Annotated in this window: 13 protein-coding genes and 3 tRNA genes; 5 read left to right on the forward strand and 11 right to left on the reverse strand. The window is 60.7% G+C overall.

The window, feature by feature from the left end:
- Positions 1-57: 57 nt before the first annotated feature.
- Positions 58-954, reverse strand: a complete 897-nt coding sequence (locus AC3A5T_RS09910; RefSeq protein ID WP_487628425.1) for a manganese catalase family protein — start codon at positions 952-954, stop codon at positions 58-60.
- Positions 955-1,240: 286 nt separating this feature from the next.
- On the opposite strand from AC3A5T_RS09910, the gene AC3A5T_RS09915 reads away from it, so the two are divergent.
- Positions 1,241-1,981 (forward strand): DUF4142 domain-containing protein, encoded by a 741-nt coding sequence (locus tag AC3A5T_RS09915; RefSeq protein WP_487628426.1) that lies wholly within the window; start codon positions 1,241-1,243, stop codon positions 1,979-1,981.
- 197 nt (positions 1,982-2,178) lie between these two features.
- Here AC3A5T_RS09915 and AC3A5T_RS09920 read toward each other — a convergent pair whose 3' ends face one another.
- Positions 2,179-3,342, reverse strand: a complete 1,164-nt coding sequence (locus AC3A5T_RS09920; RefSeq protein WP_487628427.1) for a YbhB/YbcL family Raf kinase inhibitor-like protein — start codon at positions 3,340-3,342, stop codon at positions 2,179-2,181.
- A 21-nt stretch (positions 3,343-3,363) separates the two neighbouring features.
- Between AC3A5T_RS09920 and AC3A5T_RS09925 the strand changes: the two genes are divergently transcribed.
- Together AC3A5T_RS09925 and AC3A5T_RS09930 are read left to right on the forward strand one after the other, a co-directional pair.
- Positions 3,364-3,816, forward strand: coding sequence for a transporter substrate-binding domain-containing protein (locus AC3A5T_RS09925; RefSeq protein ID WP_487628428.1), 453 nt, complete (start codon positions 3,364-3,366; stop codon positions 3,814-3,816).
- Positions 3,813-4,802 (forward strand): cation efflux transmembrane domain-containing protein, encoded by a 990-nt coding sequence (locus AC3A5T_RS09930; protein WP_487628429.1) that lies wholly within the window; start codon positions 3,813-3,815, stop codon positions 4,800-4,802. Before AC3A5T_RS09925 ends, AC3A5T_RS09930 begins: the two co-directional genes overlap by 4 nt.
- 731 nt (positions 4,803-5,533) lie before the next feature.
- Here AC3A5T_RS09930 and AC3A5T_RS09935 read toward each other — a convergent pair.
- Positions 5,534-6,037: a hypothetical protein gene (locus tag AC3A5T_RS09935; RefSeq protein WP_487628430.1), complete on the reverse strand. Its 504-nt coding sequence runs from the start codon at positions 6,035-6,037 to the stop codon at positions 5,534-5,536.
- A 14-nt stretch (positions 6,038-6,051) separates the two neighbouring features.
- A tRNA-Ile gene (locus tag AC3A5T_RS09940) sits at positions 6,052-6,154 on the reverse strand.
- A gap of 636 nt (positions 6,155-6,790) precedes the next feature.
- Between AC3A5T_RS09940 and AC3A5T_RS09945 the strand changes: the two genes are divergently transcribed.
- Positions 6,791-8,377 carry a Mu transposase C-terminal domain-containing protein gene (locus AC3A5T_RS09945; RefSeq protein WP_487628531.1) on the forward strand — a complete coding sequence of 529 codons (1,587 nt, stop codon included), beginning with the start codon at positions 6,791-6,793 and terminating at the stop codon, positions 8,375-8,377.
- 6 nt (positions 8,378-8,383) lie between these two features.
- A complete protein-coding gene (locus AC3A5T_RS09950; RefSeq protein WP_487628431.1) occupies positions 8,384-9,298 on the forward strand; it encodes a TniB family NTP-binding protein in 915 nt (304 codons plus the stop codon).
- Positions 9,299-10,433: 1,135 nt separating this feature from the next.
- On the opposite strand, the gene AC3A5T_RS09955 is transcribed toward AC3A5T_RS09950, so the two are convergent.
- From AC3A5T_RS09955 to ppsR, 7 genes are all read right to left on the reverse strand, one after another.
- On the reverse strand, positions 10,434-11,261 hold the full coding sequence (locus tag AC3A5T_RS09955) for a copper resistance protein B (RefSeq protein ID WP_487628432.1): 828 nt from the start codon (positions 11,259-11,261) through the stop codon (positions 10,434-10,436).
- Positions 11,262-11,656: 395 nt separating this feature from the next.
- Positions 11,657-13,510: a copper resistance system multicopper oxidase gene (locus tag AC3A5T_RS09960; protein ID WP_487628433.1), complete on the reverse strand. Its 1,854-nt coding sequence runs from the start codon at positions 13,508-13,510 to the stop codon at positions 11,657-11,659.
- A gap of 70 nt (positions 13,511-13,580) precedes the next feature.
- Positions 13,581-13,967, reverse strand: coding sequence for a CopL family metal-binding regulatory protein (locus AC3A5T_RS09965; RefSeq protein WP_487628434.1), 387 nt, complete (start codon positions 13,965-13,967; stop codon positions 13,581-13,583).
- 108 nt (positions 13,968-14,075) lie between these two features.
- Positions 14,076-14,151: transfer RNA gene (locus AC3A5T_RS09970), tRNA-Glu, on the reverse strand.
- 51 nt (positions 14,152-14,202) lie between these two features.
- A tRNA-Ala gene (locus AC3A5T_RS09975) sits at positions 14,203-14,278 on the reverse strand.
- A 95-nt stretch (positions 14,279-14,373) separates the two neighbouring features.
- The gene (locus tag AC3A5T_RS09980; protein ID WP_332077279.1) at positions 14,374-14,883 is read right to left on the reverse strand and encodes a DUF1249 domain-containing protein; all 510 of its coding nucleotides are present in this window, start codon (positions 14,881-14,883) and stop codon (positions 14,374-14,376) included.
- Between the two features lie 100 nt (positions 14,884-14,983).
- Positions 14,984-15,805 carry a posphoenolpyruvate synthetase regulatory kinase/phosphorylase PpsR gene (gene ppsR, locus AC3A5T_RS09985; protein ID WP_332077280.1) on the reverse strand — a complete coding sequence of 274 codons (822 nt, stop codon included), beginning with the start codon at positions 15,803-15,805 and terminating at the stop codon, positions 14,984-14,986.
- Positions 15,806-15,900 lie beyond the last annotated feature (95 nt).

Below are 15,900 nucleotides of genomic sequence, written 5' to 3' on the forward strand. Positions count from 1 at the left end.
GATTCGAACGTGACTTTGCGCGAATTTCGGCGGCCATCGCGTCGGCGTCGCGGCTCGTCAGAGCGCTTTCTTGACCGCGCCTGCGCCCGGGCCTGCACCCAGCTCTGCGCCCGTCAGGGGATCACTGTCGGGCAGCGACGCCGTGCGCGTGGCAAACGCTTCGGCCGCGGCCTGCTGCGGCGCAGTCAACGTGACGCTTGCGGTGCCGTCGCCGCCGTCCACTGCCGCCTGGGCATCGCGGTCTTCGACGCGCTCCCAGAGTTCGCCCGCATTCCACGGACCCAGCGCATCGCCGCCCTCGCCTTGCGACATGTCGAAGTACAGGTCGGTATAGGCCGGATCGCCGGGCAGCTTGCCCGCGGGGAAATTCGGCTTGATCGCATAGAGGGCTTTTTCGAACGACTTCTGATGCGCCACCTCGCGCGTCATCAGGAAGGTCAACGCGTCCTTGACGCCCGGATCGTCGGTGAGATTGATGAGTCGCTCGTACACCATCTTGGCGCGCGCTTCAGCAGCGATGTTCGAGCGCAGGTCGGCCGTAGGCTCGCCGATCGTGTCGATGTACGCGGCTGTCCACGGTACGCCGCTGGAGTTCACCAGCGCGGGACCGTTGCCGTAGAGGATCGCCTGGGTCTGGCTGGTGCTGTTGCCGGTTAGGTGACGCATCTCGGCCATCTCCTGCATGCCCTCGGCCAGTTCACCCTTCGCACCCTTGTTGAGCATAGTGATGATGGAGCCGATGATTTCCAGGTGGCTCAGCTCTTCGGTCGCGATATCGAACAGCATGTCCTTGCGTCCGGCATCGTCTTCGGCCAACGCCTGGGTGAAGTAACGCATCGCGGCGGCGAGCTCCCCCTGTGGCCCGCCGAACTGCTCGAGCATCAGTGTGGCAAGTTGCGGGTCGCCGTTCGCGACGCGAACGGTGTACTGCAGTTTCTTGTTGTGCATGAACATAGAGTTGATCCTGTGAGTGGCGGCTTTAGCAGATCCCCTGCGCCACGCTGGAACCCTCGAAGTGACCCAACCGTGATTCGATCAGCAAAAGAAGCTGGACCGGGCGATGGCGTGACGCCCATCACGACGGCTCCCGTCGCATACCGTGATCGCCCCACGAGCAATCGGGACTTTTTCCCGACCGCAGTACGTCCGGCTCTGTCGTCGAAATTTTGGGGATTATTCACGGTTGCCAGACCCGGCCGCGGCGCAGCATCGCCGCACATTCGACCGTGAGACCTGCACCATGACGATTTCCAAAAAGATCCTGGCCGCTGCACTCGCGTTGGTGTTCGCAGCCTGTGACAACAACAGCACGATGGTTGACAGTGGAAGCGGCCCATCAGCCGACCCGCCGAACAGTGCGGGCGATACTGAAGACAGAAGCCGTGGCGTTGCGGCAACAGCAAACGCGCCGGCCGCACCTTTGGGCACGGCCACTCCAACTGTTGACGGCAGCACACTGACGGACGGCGACCGCGAAGCACTCATGGCCGTGATGGAGGTCGACCAGCATGAGATCGAAGCGTCGGAATCCGCGTTGTCCAAGGACCTGCAAGGTCCGGTCCGGGCTTACGCCGAAACGCTGCGCCGGGAGCACACCCAGAACCTGGAAGCGACCCGCACCCTGCTGGGCGCCGAGGTCCAGCAGACCGGTCGCGAGGTGACCACGGTCGCTGGCGGTACAGCCACCACAACCGCAAGCGCCACGTCGGCCGCACCCGGCGTATCGCCGGATCTCACCGAAATGAAGCGCAAGCACGAAGCCCAGCGTGAGCAGCTCGCGATGCTGTCAGGTGAGCGTTTCCGAACGGCGTGGATCGATGCCATGGTCAAGGGTCACCAGGAAGCGCTGACCAAGCTTGATTCGGAGCTGATTCCGGGGTCCAGCGACGCGCGCGTCAAGGCGCACCTGCAGTCGACCCGGACCGCGATTGCCGCGCATCTGGAAACCGCCAAGCAGTTGCAGTCGCAGACCGGCAGCTGAGCGCCGGTGCGTTCGTCTGCCACGGACGGCGGACGATCGGGAAACTTGTTGCGACAGTCGCGCAAACTCGTTGAAGATCATCGCGAGTCCAGTCGCACACGCCGCAACTGCTGATTGCCGCGCCGGAGTCGAAAGGAAAAGCCCCGGCATTGCCGGGGCTTGATGTCGAACTTCAGGGCGCAACCAGCGTCATCGGCTCACGGCGCCGCATAGGTGCCCACAAGCCGCGCCTTGCCGATGACGTGCCCGCGCATCGCCTTGAGCAGGGTGTCGCGGTCGGCGCCGGGCGGCACGTCGTCCAGCACGGTGTCCAGCGCAAAAAGCTGGAAGTGGTAATGATGCACGCCGCTGCCCGGAGGCGGCTTGGGGCCGTAGTAGCCGGTGGCGCCATAGCTGTTGCGACCCTGTCGCAGATCTTCGGGAGTGGTGAGGCGCGGCGACTTCGCCAAGCCTTGAGGCAACCCCGTGGCGTCGGCCGGGATGTTCCAGGCCACCCAGTGCACGAACGGCTTCGGCATGGCCGCGTCGGGATCTTCCATCACCAGCGCATACGACTTCGCGCCATCGACGGCCTGCCAGCCGAGCGCGGGCGGGACGCCTTCGCCGTACTCGCTGTAACGCAGCGGGATGGTCTGCCCCTCGCCGAATGCCTCTGATTGCAGAGCCGACGTGTCTTGCGCCCGGGTGCGCGTTTCGGAGCGATCGAAGGCCAGTGGCACGTCGTGGCCCTGGCTCGCCTGCTTGCGCATGGGTTCGGCGGGAATTGGCGGCTCTGCGCGCGTGCCTCGTGCATCGCGCGGCGGCGTGCCGCTGTAGGCGATGCGATAGATCACGCCGTTGCCGTCGTCGCTGAGCAGCAGCGCACCGTCGGGCATCACCGCAAGGCCCACCGGCCGGGCGATCTGGGCATTGCCGTCGTCGACGAGAAATCCGCTCGCAAACGGTTCGATCGACGTCGGCTTGCCGCGCTCGAAACGCACGCGGGCGATCTCGTAACCAGCCGCCGGTTTCCGGTTCCACGAGCCGCGCATCGCGACGAATGCGTCACCGTGATACTGGGCCGGAAACGAGCGCCCCTGGTAGAACGCCATCTGCATGGGCGCGGCGTGCGCTTCGTATCCCATCACCATCGGCTCGCTCATGTCCCGCCACTGCGCCTTGGTGATCCCGCCCCCCGGCGTGGTCTGCGGATGCAGTCCGCCATCCGCAAACACGTGCGGCCAGCCGTACTGCTTGCCCAGTTCGATCTGGTTGAGTTCCTCGGGAGGCGACTCGTCGCCGAGGCTGTCGATGTTGTGGTCCATGCCCCAGAGTTCGCCGGTCTGCGGCTGCCAACCGAACCGCGCATCCTCGCCGTGCACCCTGGGGGCATCCGAACGCTCATGCTTGCGGCATTCGCGTTCGCAATTGCAGGCTGCGCACCCTTCCCTCGCGATACGGGCGATACCTCAGGCGAAGCCGCACGATTCGGCATCACAGTCGGCGCAAGCGGCGATCCGCCTTTTGTCGTGATCGACCAGGCCGGTGCAGTCAGCGGCAGTGATGCCGCGATCGTCGAGCGATTCGCCCGGGCCAACGGTTTCCAGGTGCACTGGGTCGCAGGCGGGCACGACCCACTGATGCAGCAACTCGAGGAAGGGCGCTTGCATCTGGTGATCGGTGGTCACGTCAAGGATTCGCCGTCGGAGTCCCGGGTGGGGTGGTCGATGACTGTGCCCACCCAGGCGGCATCAGGTGCCCCGCACGCCATGCGGCGCTTTGCAGTGCCCCCTGGGGAGAACGCTTGGCACGTGTTGCTGGACAGCTATCTCGTCGCCCACGAGGCCGCGCGATGAATCTGCAGCATCGCCCGGCGCCGCGCGCGCTTCCGGGCGAGCAGGCAGACGCTCTGCGGCGAGCCGAGCGCCTCTGCGCTTGGACGTTGTTCTGGATGTCACTCGTCTCGGCAATGATGTATCTCGCCCTAGGCGGTTCGCAGGCGATGAAGACCGCGCTCATCGAAGACCTTTTGAGCATGCTGCCCGCAACCGCGTTTGTGGTTGCCAGCTGGATCCGCCGAAAGGGCGTGAGCACCGAGTACGTCAATGGCCGGGAGCGCGCTTTCGACGTGAACTTCCTGATATCCGCTGTGGCGCTGACCGGTGTGGGCCTGGCCCTTGTGTTTGAGAGCCTGCATACACTGGTTTCAGCCACCCGGCCGGTCGTCGGCGCTGTGCGCATCGGCGACACGGTGATCTGGCAGGGCTGGATCATGATGGCCGCCCTTGCCGTCTCCGCGGTACCGCCCATCATCCTGGGCCGCAAGAAGCTTGCTTTGTCGAAAGCACTTGCGCTCAAGCCGCTACGGACAGACGCGGATGTGGGGCGCGCGGACTGGCTGACTGCGCTCGCGGGTATCGTCGGTATCGCCGGCATCGGCTTCGGCTTCTGGTGGGCCGACGCCGCGGCCGCCCTCGTCATATCAGGCAGCATCCTCCACGACGGCGCATCCAATCTCCGCGGCGCGGTGCGTGACCTTCATGACGCAAAGCCCCAGGCCCTCGAACGCGACACCACTGACCCGGTCACGGCACGACTGTGCGAGGTGATCTCGCAACTGCCCTGGGTGGCAGGGTGTTCGGTCCGGCTGCATGTAGAGGGCCTGCATCTGTCCGGAATGGTGTATCTACAGAACACCGAGCTGACGACAGCGCGGGTGCAGCAAGTGCGTGAGGTTGCGCGTGCGTCGAGCTGGCGGATCGATCAGATCGATGTCTCGGTGGCTGACGGCATTGCGGATCACCTTGTCGCCGAAATTCCGAGGCGAAGCGAAAGCCCTTGATCGTCCGGCGTAGCACGCCAGCCCAGAAACTCTGGAACAAAGCGCAAGAGCGAGGGCTACGGGTAGTAAGCACAGCGTGGCGCGAGCGAAGCATCCGCGCCGCTCGGGCTTGCAGATGCACATATCTACACACACAAGAAAAAGACAGTGCCTGTAATCACGCGGAAGCGCAGACCGATGGTGAGGTTATGCACTGCGAGGTACGTCGAATCCAAGGCTGAAGCATTGCGGTAGATTTGTGGCGACTGGCAGGACCGGGGACCAGCAAGTGTTATGGGCTTAAAAAGTGGGCGAAGCACAAGCGCTCGCCCGCGTGATAAGCAACTGCAGACGTCGCCCACTGAGCGCGCTGCTTCGGTTCTGGGCGACATCGCAAGCGCGAGGCCTCTTGGCCGCAGTTGGACACCTGCGCGCGATCCTGCACTCACTGTCAGTGACCAGGCGCGCTTGAGCATTTGCGAACTGGTCGAGCGATTGAACCAATCGAATTCCGGATGGCCTATCGATGTCTGCTCTGGCCGGAAGCGGACATGCGCCCTACCCTCGATAACACTGCCTAATCGCCTGCACCCTGATTAACCCAGTGAAATCGCAGATTGAAATATAAGACTTTTAGTATGAATCGCTGCAGGCAGATCATCTGATGTGATATCACCTCATCTGATGTGATATCACCCGATAAAAAAAATGCCGATTAGTAGAGACCGCACGCACTTGCAAGATTCGCGTGTCTAAGGATCGCGATTGGTCGCCAGCATCCATGCGTGTCGAAGCGCCCTAGCGTCGGTCAATGCATGATGTCGGAGCTTCGCCCTCTCAGGAGAAGCAGCGAACCAGCCTTCGATGCGCTGTTGGAAAGCCTGATCCTTTAGCATCTCCGTCATTACGATAGGCTCGACTTGCAGCGAATGCTGTTCTGGTCTCACATCAGCATCGCTCGCAAGAACGTGTTTCAGCAACGTCAGATCGTTGCGGTTATCTGCGAGCACATAAGCAGGCGCAGCTTCACTCAGAAATGCATGGACGCGAGAAGAGATCTCGGCGGCCGAAGCCATTCGTCGGCCACGCTCGAGCAAAGGATAGACAGTCGAGGCGACGAATTCGGTAGGGTTGTCTGGAAGGAGCTCTACTTCGAGATAGAGTTCTCGCACGCCATCGTCGGCTACCAACGCTAGGCTGACCAGGTCGCTGCCGCCAGCGTCTGCCCACTCAGTATCGAGAAAAATGTAGGTCACGCTGGGAATCCGTTTGGTGCCCCTGGTCGGAATCGAACCGACGTGGCCGCGCTTATCTGGCGCGTGCTTTCACCGGGATATAAAGCCGGCGCTTTGACCAACGTAAGCAGCAGGGGCGTGATCGACTTAGGCGATCACGACCGTATTCGGACTGCTTTGAAGGTCTGGATTACAAGCATGGTGAGATCATGATATAGATCTTGCCTCATAGGCGTCGCAAGCCTAGAGCCTGACGCTTAAGCTGCGATAGACCGGTACATCACAGCCACCGAGATCGAAACCGAGACCGAGACCGAGACCGAGCTGACAATCGCGTTCTCGTGCCGCGGGGGCAAGATGAACGGAGCCAGTAGAAAAAAACGTTGCACTAAATATCAGTGTTTTAGTACAACGAAAATATTTGTCTGAATGTTGACTTGAGAGACTAGCCTCACGGTGCTAGCTTCTGTGATCGCGCAGGACGGGGTCGCTGAGCCACAACGAGCAGTAGACCGTAATCAACGCGTGAGCTGTTTGGGAATGGAGTGCTCAGCGACTTGACGCACGCTACCGAAACTATTTGCAGAAGCTGTGGAACTGGCCATGACTCGCTTGCTTACTCCTGGATCGATCTGCGTTGTAAACGGAAAAACAGTGGAGCTGGACGGTCCAGACTCCGCAACTCACATGCGAGTAAGAGAATCGGATACGGGAAAGATTATTTCTGTTCCGAGCTCTAAGATCGAGCCCCTTACTGTCCGATCTGCTAAAAAAATGGCAGACGAGATCAGTGCATTAGAGTGGGAAAGATGCGTGGCTTTGGCTCAGAGCTTTGTGAAATACCTTCCCAGCAGGACCTTAGAAAGATCAGTTTGGAAGCAGCTATCGCAAGAGCATGGAATTAGCACGAGGCAGCTTCAACGATACCGCGCAATATTTCTCGAAGATCCACGAGCTAGTGCTCTGGCTAGAAACGCGGGAGGAAGACCTGAGGGTCATAATCTTCTTAGTGAAGATGTAGACCGGTTAGTCGTACATACAATACATAAGTATTACTTCAAAAGAGAACGCCCGACGAAGTCTTACATCGTAAGCCGTGCCCAGTCTATCGCTCGACGACGTAGATTGGCTATTCCTTCTCGAAAGGCAATTTTGCTGCGAATAGCTCGCGAAGAAGGTTGGAAATCTGATAGATCCCGCCTGGGGTCAAAGGCAGCCAATCAAAAATGGCAGGTGCGTCTTGGAGGTCTACAGGTTTATACGCCTCTAGCGCTGATCCAAATAGATCACACGCCGGCTGACGTGTTAGTTCTATCCGACGACAGGCTGAAAGTACTTGGTAGGCCTTGGGTCACGATTGCGATCGATGTCGCGACTCGCTGCATCTTGGGAATTTACGTTTCGATGGAGCACCCATCCTCTGTGTCTGTAGCACTTTGCATAGAGAATTGCGCGTTCCCTAAGGAAGAAAATGCCATATATCCAAATATATGGCCGGTCTACGGAAAGCCAAAGGAGATTTTGGTTGACAATGCAAAAGAGTTCAGAAGCGAAGCTCTAAAGAGGGGGTGTGAAGAGCACTCTATTGCTCTGAACTGGAGACCACCTCTCAGACCTCATTACGGGGCCCATATAGAGAGGTTGATCGGAAGCTTGATGCAGATCGCACATCTCATTCCCGGCACCACTTTTAGCAATACAAAGGAGCGCGGTGACTACAATAGCGAAAATCGAGCCAGATTCACTTTGGAAGAATTTCGAGCGTGGCTCGTTCAGAAGATTTGCCGCATCTACCACGTCAGAAGACATCGCTCCCTTGGTATTCCACCTATAATTGCTTGGGAGCGCGGATTTTCTAATGATGATGGTCGGCTTGCCGTTCCGCAGCTAATATCCCGCCCCCAAGATTTTAAGCTGGACTTCATGCCCGTTGCCTACCGCAGGATACGTCGAACAGGTATTGAATTCAGCAGATCATTCTATTGGCATGAAGACTTGTCGCCAATGTTAAACATGGACGGCAAGGCGCGTATACGCTACCACCCGCGAGATATTTCGCAGATATGGATAAGACGTCCAGACGGAATGCTTGTCACTGCTCCCGCTGTATCAGGACGCGCCTCGGGTTTTTCCTATACCCAAACGGGTATAGATGATGAAACAGTCTCACGCCTTAACGACGAAATTGACCGGGGCTATGAGGTCACCGATCGGATAGAGGAAGGCGCAGATAGATCTACTTCTAAAGCTCGCGGGTCAAACAAGCGAAGCAAAAATTCGACTGAAGAAGCTTGTGGTGCCCTTGAGTCACTCAGCTACTTAGACGTTCCGGACTCGGCTTTGCCTGTCGAGAACTGGTGACCACCCATGTCGACGCATGATCACCTTGATCCAATCGTGATCCCACTGCTGAGCCTCTCAAGAAATGATCGAGCTGAGTATATTCTTGGTGATCGATTTATAGTCCATGACCGAATCGGTCCGGTTATCGATAAGATCAATTTTCTAGTCGCTCGCCCGCGGCGAAGTAGAGCACGTGGACTTGTAGTTTATGGCCCGCCTGGCTCCGGAAAATCGATGCTTTCGAAATCGATCCAACGAAAATTTCCAATTATTACTTCGGATAAGGACGCCTCGCAGCTGCCTGTAGTTGCTATCGATATGACGAATGCGCGCGAGGCTGAAGTGATCTACAAGAGGCTACTAAGAAAGCTAGGTGTACCAAATTACCAGAGTTACACCGGATCTGATCGAGAACAAATGGTAATCAAGATATGTATTGAGGCGAAAGTTAGGTTAATAATATTCGATGAAATTCAAGATATTTTGACCTCGACCGCCCGTCAGCAAAGGATAGCACTGGACACAATTAAAATGCTGATGAACGAACTGTCGGCGTCGGTTCTGGTTCTAGGCACGCACCAAGCTCATTTAGCTATGAAGCTCGATCCTCATTTGGATTCACGATTCGAGTATCGAGAATTACCAATTTGGAAGAATGATAAGTTTACCTCAAGGCTGCTCGCTAGTCTGGAGCGGTTCTTGCCACTGAAGCAGCAGTCAAAACTCAATGAAGCCACGCTGATGCGTAGAATTTTAGCTTTGTCGGGAAGCTCGCTTAGTGATTTGATAGAACTTGTGACATTCGCGGCCGCCCATGCCGTGGAGTCCGGGGAGGAGCGAGTATCTCAGGATAGCGTCACTCTTGCAGCCGCCGGACCGCCCATGGCTGCAATCCGCAGGGAGCTCGACGCGCTCTCGGTCCGACAAACAGATAAGTAATGGGTAATTACTCATCAGCTTCAATAAGGTTTTGGATAAAACCACCTGAAGTTGACGAGACTATCAGCTCGGTAATTGAACGTGCCAGTCGACTCTACAGGCAAGACAGCGAAAGGATATGGGATTCGCTTAACGAGCTACCTTCATTGAATTATTCTGACGCCGATTACGACGACCCTGACCGAATTTCGTTTTTAGCCCTCGCCTCCGCTCTTAATATTAAACCTGCGAATCTCCATCGCTGCAGAATGCCTGACACACCATGGTTAATTGCGTCCGGCACCCGCAATGTGATGTGTTGCAGATGCTGGAATGAGAGTGTTTTGATGGATAAGCCACTGATTATAATGAGGCAGTGGAGCGAAATTTTCAGGGTGAATTGTCATGTGCATGATCTTCCTTTGGAAAACTTTTTCAAACCATGGGGAAGTCGGCCTCTTGGTCTAATTCACGAGTTGAACTTATCCAGCACAGAAGTTGAACTGTTCAGCTTCATAAATTCCTTTGCGCTTAGGTTGTGGAGTGCTATTCATTCTAAAGGCGAGTGGCCGGAGGCTTGGGGCTCGCCCCTACAGGCGCGAAACCTGCTTGTCTTCGTGAGTTCGAATACGCACTCTTTTAGAGCCCACCCGCGAACCAGCGATGTACGTCTTCGCAGCTTTGCCGCCTCGCAACTAGTGTCCGGACCGCGGTCAATGAGGGCTCCCCTGAAGCGACTGACGTGGGATCGCTTCAGAGAGCTGCCAACGGTTTCTGAACGTAGGTCAGCATTCTGGCTTGTTGCTTGGGATGTCATCCCAGGACTGCCGTGCGATCTGGCACCTCCATATCAACCTAGGGATTCAGGAAGGCGCCAAATTATCGAGAGGTACTTGCGACACCAATGCAAACTGTCTCGTGCGAGTCAACGCATGCTGAATCGTGTGCTGCGGCGCAAGCATCAGCGACCACACAGATCCCCCTAAGCCTGTCGCGGCGTTGAAGATTGGCCCCTAGCCGTGTCACCAAGGAAGTTAGGTGTTCGAATTCTCTAGCAAGTGCTAGAAAGAAATCCTCTTTCATTCAATAGCTTGGGATTGAGCTGAGGCCGGCGTCAGGGTAAGGGTGGTTCCGACAGCCACCTGCTCAACCATCCTCAGAACCAAGTCCGCAACCCGATCACGATCCGGGTGTCGTCCGGTGCTTCACCCATGGCGTCCCGCAGATCCCGGGTATCGCCGTACGCGCGTTCGTGTACGACGCCGATGTAAGGCGCGAATCTGCGGGTGAACTCGTAGCGCAGTCGCAGGCCAGCTTCGGCCTTGGCCAGTCCGCTGCCGATGCCGCGTGCCGGATCGTCGCGGCGCGCCAGTTCGAGTTCGACCACGGGCTGCAGGATCAGGCGATTCGTCAGCAGCAGTTCGTATTCGAGTTCGAGCTCGCCGGTGACCTGGCCGCCTTCGCCGGCATACGCCATCGCCGAGACTTCGAACATGTACGGCGCGAGCCCCTGGATGCCGACGGCCGCGAAGGTCTGTGACGGCCCCGGCCGGAACGACTGCCGGGCGCCGGCGACGACGTCCCACCACGGCGAGATGCTGCGTCCGTAGAGCATGTCGAGATCCGCGGCATGGGTGCGCCCTGCACTGCGCTCGCCGCTGGCCTTCAACCACAATCGATCGGTGTCGCCGCCGATCCAGGCATCCGCTTCCCAGGCCTGGCCGCTGCCGTGGTCGCCATCGAATGCCTCCAGCCGGTCGATCCGTACGAAGCTGCGGATCGCGTCGCCGTGCATCTCGTGACCATGCAGATGCGCGGGAAACGCGGCGGCGCGATCGGCATCGGTGATCGGTGGCAGCGGTTCGCGCGGCGGATGGTCGGCTGGTAGATCGCCGGCTGGCTGCGCGGCTTCACTTCGATGATGGGCGTGCGGGTCGTCGGTTGCGGGTGGCGTCTCCGGCTTGCTGGATTCCGGATGTCCCACGTGACCTGTGTGAGCTGCTTGCGCCGAATGATCCTGCGCAGTGTCGGATTCGGCACCTCCGCGATGCTGCGCATCCGGGTCATCTGCACGCTTGTCGTTCCCGGGCGCAGGGTCCGCGTGACCGCTTCCATGTGCCGGATGCGCGGCCGCCGGGGCCGCTTGGGGGCGAGGTGTCGCGGCGGGTTCTGCGGGCGTGCGGTGATGTGCGTGGGGATCCGTAACCGGTGGCGTTGCGGGTTTCGACGCGCTTGGTCGCTGCGGCGTCGGCTTCGCTACAGCAGGCTTGGTGGCCGGCGGATGATGCACATGCGCGCTGTGCTGCGCGTGGGCACTTCCGATCGCGGCACACAATGCGGCGGCCAGCACGCTGGTGCGCAGGAGTGTCGATGAGGCGCTCATTCGACCACCTGCACTTCGCGGAACATGCCCGCTTCCATGTGGTACAGCAGGTGGCAGTGGTAGGCCCAGCGTCCGAGCGCGTCGGCGCGTACGCGATAGCTGCGCTTTGAACCGGGCGGCATGTCCACGGTGTGTTTGCGCAACTGGAAGTCGCCCTGCGCGTCTTCGACGTCGCTCCACATGCCATGCAGATGGATGGGGTGCGTCATCATCGTGTCGTTGACCAGCACCACGCGCAGCCGCTCGCCGTAGTTGAGTCGTAGAGGTTCCGCATCAGCGAACTTGATGCCGTCGAACGACCACGCGAACTTTTCCATATGACCGGTCAGATGCAGCTCGATCTCACGCCCGGGCGCGCGGCCGTCGGGATCCTCGAACAGGCTGCGCATCATCCCGTAGGTCAGCACGGTGCGACCGTTGTCGCGCAGGCCGATGCCGGGATCGTCGAGCCGGTGCGTCGGCGCCATCGCCTGCATGTCGACCAGCGGATTGTTGCGTTCGCTGTCGGGATGCGTCTGCATCGCCCCGGCGCCGTGATCGCCCTGCGCCATCGCAGCATGCCCCATCGACGCATGATCCATCGAGGCGTGGCCCATCGCAGCGTGATCCATGCCATGCCCCATCGCCGCATGGTCGGATGCACTCCCCTGCCCCGCGCCATGTCCGGCATGACCGCCGCCGTGCATGCCACCGTGGCCCATGTCGTCCATCGTGAGGATCGGCCGCGCGTCCACGTCCGGAACCGGCGCGCGCAGGCCTTCGCGCACGGCGAGCGTGCCGCTGACGAAACCGGTGCGGCCCATGTCCTGGGCGAAGATCGTGTAGGCGTCCTGTCCCGACGGCTCGACGATCACGTCGAAGGTTTCGGCCACCGCGATGCGGAACTCGTCGACGCTGACCGGATGCACGTACTGGCCGTCGGCCGCGACCACGGTCATCTTCAGGCCCGGAATGCGCACGTCGAAATACGTCATCGCCGAGCCGTTGATGAAGCGCAGGCGGATCCTCTCGCCGCTGCGGAACAGCGCGGTCCAGTTGCCCGGCGACGTCGTGCCGTTCATCAGATAGGTGTAGGTGTGCGCGTTGACGTCGGAGATGTCGGTCGGCGTCATCCGCATCTGCCCCCAACCGCGGCGATCGGCCATCGTGGCCCGCAGGCCGTCCTCGCGTGCGTCGCGGATGAAGTCACCGAGCGTGCGTTTGTAGTAGTTGTCGTGCTCGGCCATCTTCTTCAGCCGCGCGAACAGCGCCTGCGGCGGCAGATCGGTCCAGTCGGTCAGCAGCACGACGTAGTCGCGGTCGAACGCGAACGGCTCCGGTTCGATCGGATCGATGATCAGCGCGCCGTACATGCCGGCCTGTTCTTGGAAGCCGGAATGGCTGTGGTACCAGTAGGTGCCGCCCTGACGCACGTCGAAGCGGTACTGGAAGGTCTCGCCGCGGTGGATACCGTCGAAACTCAGGCCCGATACGCCATCCATGTTCGACGGCAGCAGGATGCCGTGCCAGTGGATCGAGGTCATGTCGCCGTAGATCGAACCGGCGGGCAATGCATTGCGTACGCGCAGATCGACCGTCGTGCCTTCGCGCCAGCGCAGGATCGGTGCGGGCAATGATCCGTTGATCGTCGCCGCCGGTCGCGTGCGGCCCGTGAAGTTGACGAGCGTCTCGCCGACGACGAGGTCGAAATCGGTGCCGGCGAGCACGCGGCGCGTCGGCGATTGCAGCGCCCAGCTGGCGCGTGGCCACAGGCCTGCACCCGCGGCGGCGATGCCACCCAGCGCGAGGCCCTGCACAAAACGACGGCGCGACGGCGCGACGCCGTCGTCCGCGGAAATTCGGAATGTCATGTCTTGCTCCAGATCGGAAACCGGATCGCGAGGCGACCCATGCCCTGCCCCTGTCGAGGCAGCGATGCGATCAGGTGCGCAGAATCGGAGGTCGGACGGGATCGTCGAGACGCGGCGCGGCGCGATCGATGGTCACAAGCAGGGCGACGACCGCGCCGCCAGTGGATGCAGCGATGCGTGGCACCACCGGCAACACGCTGCCGCAGCCGTGCAGGCACAAACAGTCGCCGCCGTCGCAACAGCTGTCGGGCGCAGGGGACTTCTGTTCGGGCGCAGCAGCATCTGCGGATGCATCCGCATCCGTCGAATGACAGGGCGGCGGCGCCTCGGAGGCGACGTGCGCCGCGTGCGACATCACCGGCGCTGGCCCCGCAGCTGCGAACGCAGCGCCCACGCCGTCGAATGCCAGCAGGACGGCGAGCAGCAGATGCAGCAGCACGAGCGCGGAAGAACGCATGCGGCGAGTATACGTCGGCGCGCGAATGCGTCGCGGTACGCGAACCGGCGCAGCGATCGCACATGGCAGAACGGGCAGCTCTCGCGAGCTGCCCGTCTGTTTGTAAAGTGGCGTCCCCACGGGGATTCGAACCCCGGTGTCCACCGTGAAAGGGTGGTGTCCTAGGCCTCTAGACGATGGGGACGCAGAAACCTGCATCATTCTATCGATCGGCCTTTGATCGACAGACAAATTGTGGTGGAGCCAGGCGGGATCGAACCGCCGACCTCCTGCATGCCATGCAGGCGCTCTCCCAGCTGAGCTATGGCCCCACGTTTGGGAGCGCGAAATTGTAGTGTTCCGTAACGGCAACGTCAACAGAATTTCGCACTTCCTTCGTTCGCTTCGATTCGTTCCGGAGAACGTCTCAGCCGGTGGCGCCGGCGTTGCTGCGATCGAGCCGCGCATCATCCGGATTTGGACGCAGGCTTGCAAGCCCATGTCCCTGATCGTCGAGATACTGCAGCCACTTTCCAAGGAAGGTGTTCATGCGCAGGCGGTGATCGACCACTTCGTCCGGTGGCGGAAACATGCCGATCACGTCCTGCCAGCGGCGGCCCACATAGCAATGCGTCGCCTCGACCTGCCCCGCATCGCGATACAGACGCAGATGCGCGGACGGGTCCGGTTGGCCGGTCACCGGGTCGAGCATCGCGTAGCTCAGGCGCAGCTGCGTCGTGTACGGATGCTGCTCGACGACGTCCAGCAACACCGGCAAGGCGCCGGGCACCTCGGACCGGTAGCGGCCGGGTGCGAGGCTCGCGGGATCGAACAGGCGCACCAGGCGTTCGTGGTTCTCCGCATACAGCGCCATCAGCCAGCCGAAGCGGCCCATCGAGGGCACGCGGGGACGGCGGCGGGTCAGGACTTTTTCCATGGATCGATGCTACATCCGCGGCGATGAATCCGTCAGGATCGATCGACGGCGTGCGGGATGGGGTTCCGGGCGTGCCGTCCCCATCTCCGGATCGACCTCCTCAATACATGACGCGCTCGATGCCCAGGGTCGACAGGACCTTGCTGGAGATCTCCTCGATCGAGGTGTGCGTGGTGCTCAGCGAGGGCATGCGTTCCGCGCGAAACAGCGCCTCGGCCGCGCTCACTTCGTGCTTGCAGGTCTCCAGTTTCGCGTAGCGCGAATTGGGCCGGCGTTCCTGGCGGATCTGCGCCAGGCGCACTGGATCGATCGTCAGCCCGAATAGCTTGGCGCGATGCGCGCGCAGCCTCGGCGGCAGGCGGTCGTGCTCGAGGTCTTCCTCGGTCAGCGGATAGTTCGCCGCGCGCACGCCGTGATGCAACGCCAGATACACGCAGGTCGGCGTCTTGCCCGCGCGCGACACCGCGACCAGGATCACGTCGGCCTCGTCGTAGTTCGTCGCCATGCCGTCGTCGTGGGTCAGCGCGAAGTTCATCGCATTGATGCGGCGGTGGTAGGTCTCGAAATCGACCATGCCGTGCGCCCGGCCCACGCGCGACTCGCGCGTCTCCAGCAGTTCGCGCTCCAGCGGCTCGATGAATGGCGCGAAGACGTCGAGCACGAGCGCCCCGCTCTCCCCGAGTACCAGTGCCAGGCCGGTGTCCACGCAAGAGCTGATGACGATCGGACGCACGCCCATTGCCTCGCCGCGGGCGCGGATCAATCCCGCGACTTCCCGCGCGCGCGCCTCGTTGTCAACGAACGGGATCCGGTTGGTGCTGAACTGCGTGCCGCTGAACTGGGTGAGCAGGCTGTGGCCGATGGTTTCGGCGGTGATGCCCGTGCCGTCGGACACGTAGAACACCGGGCGGGGACTGGACATGCGGACTCCGGAAGTCACGGATGAGCGCCGCGGCGCCCGGGAGGGCTAAAATAGCCGTTCGATGCCGGGCCTGCCCGACCTCCTTTTCGATCAAC

The sequence above is a fragment of the Luteimonas sp. Soil_C_16 genome (assembly GCF_057657295.1).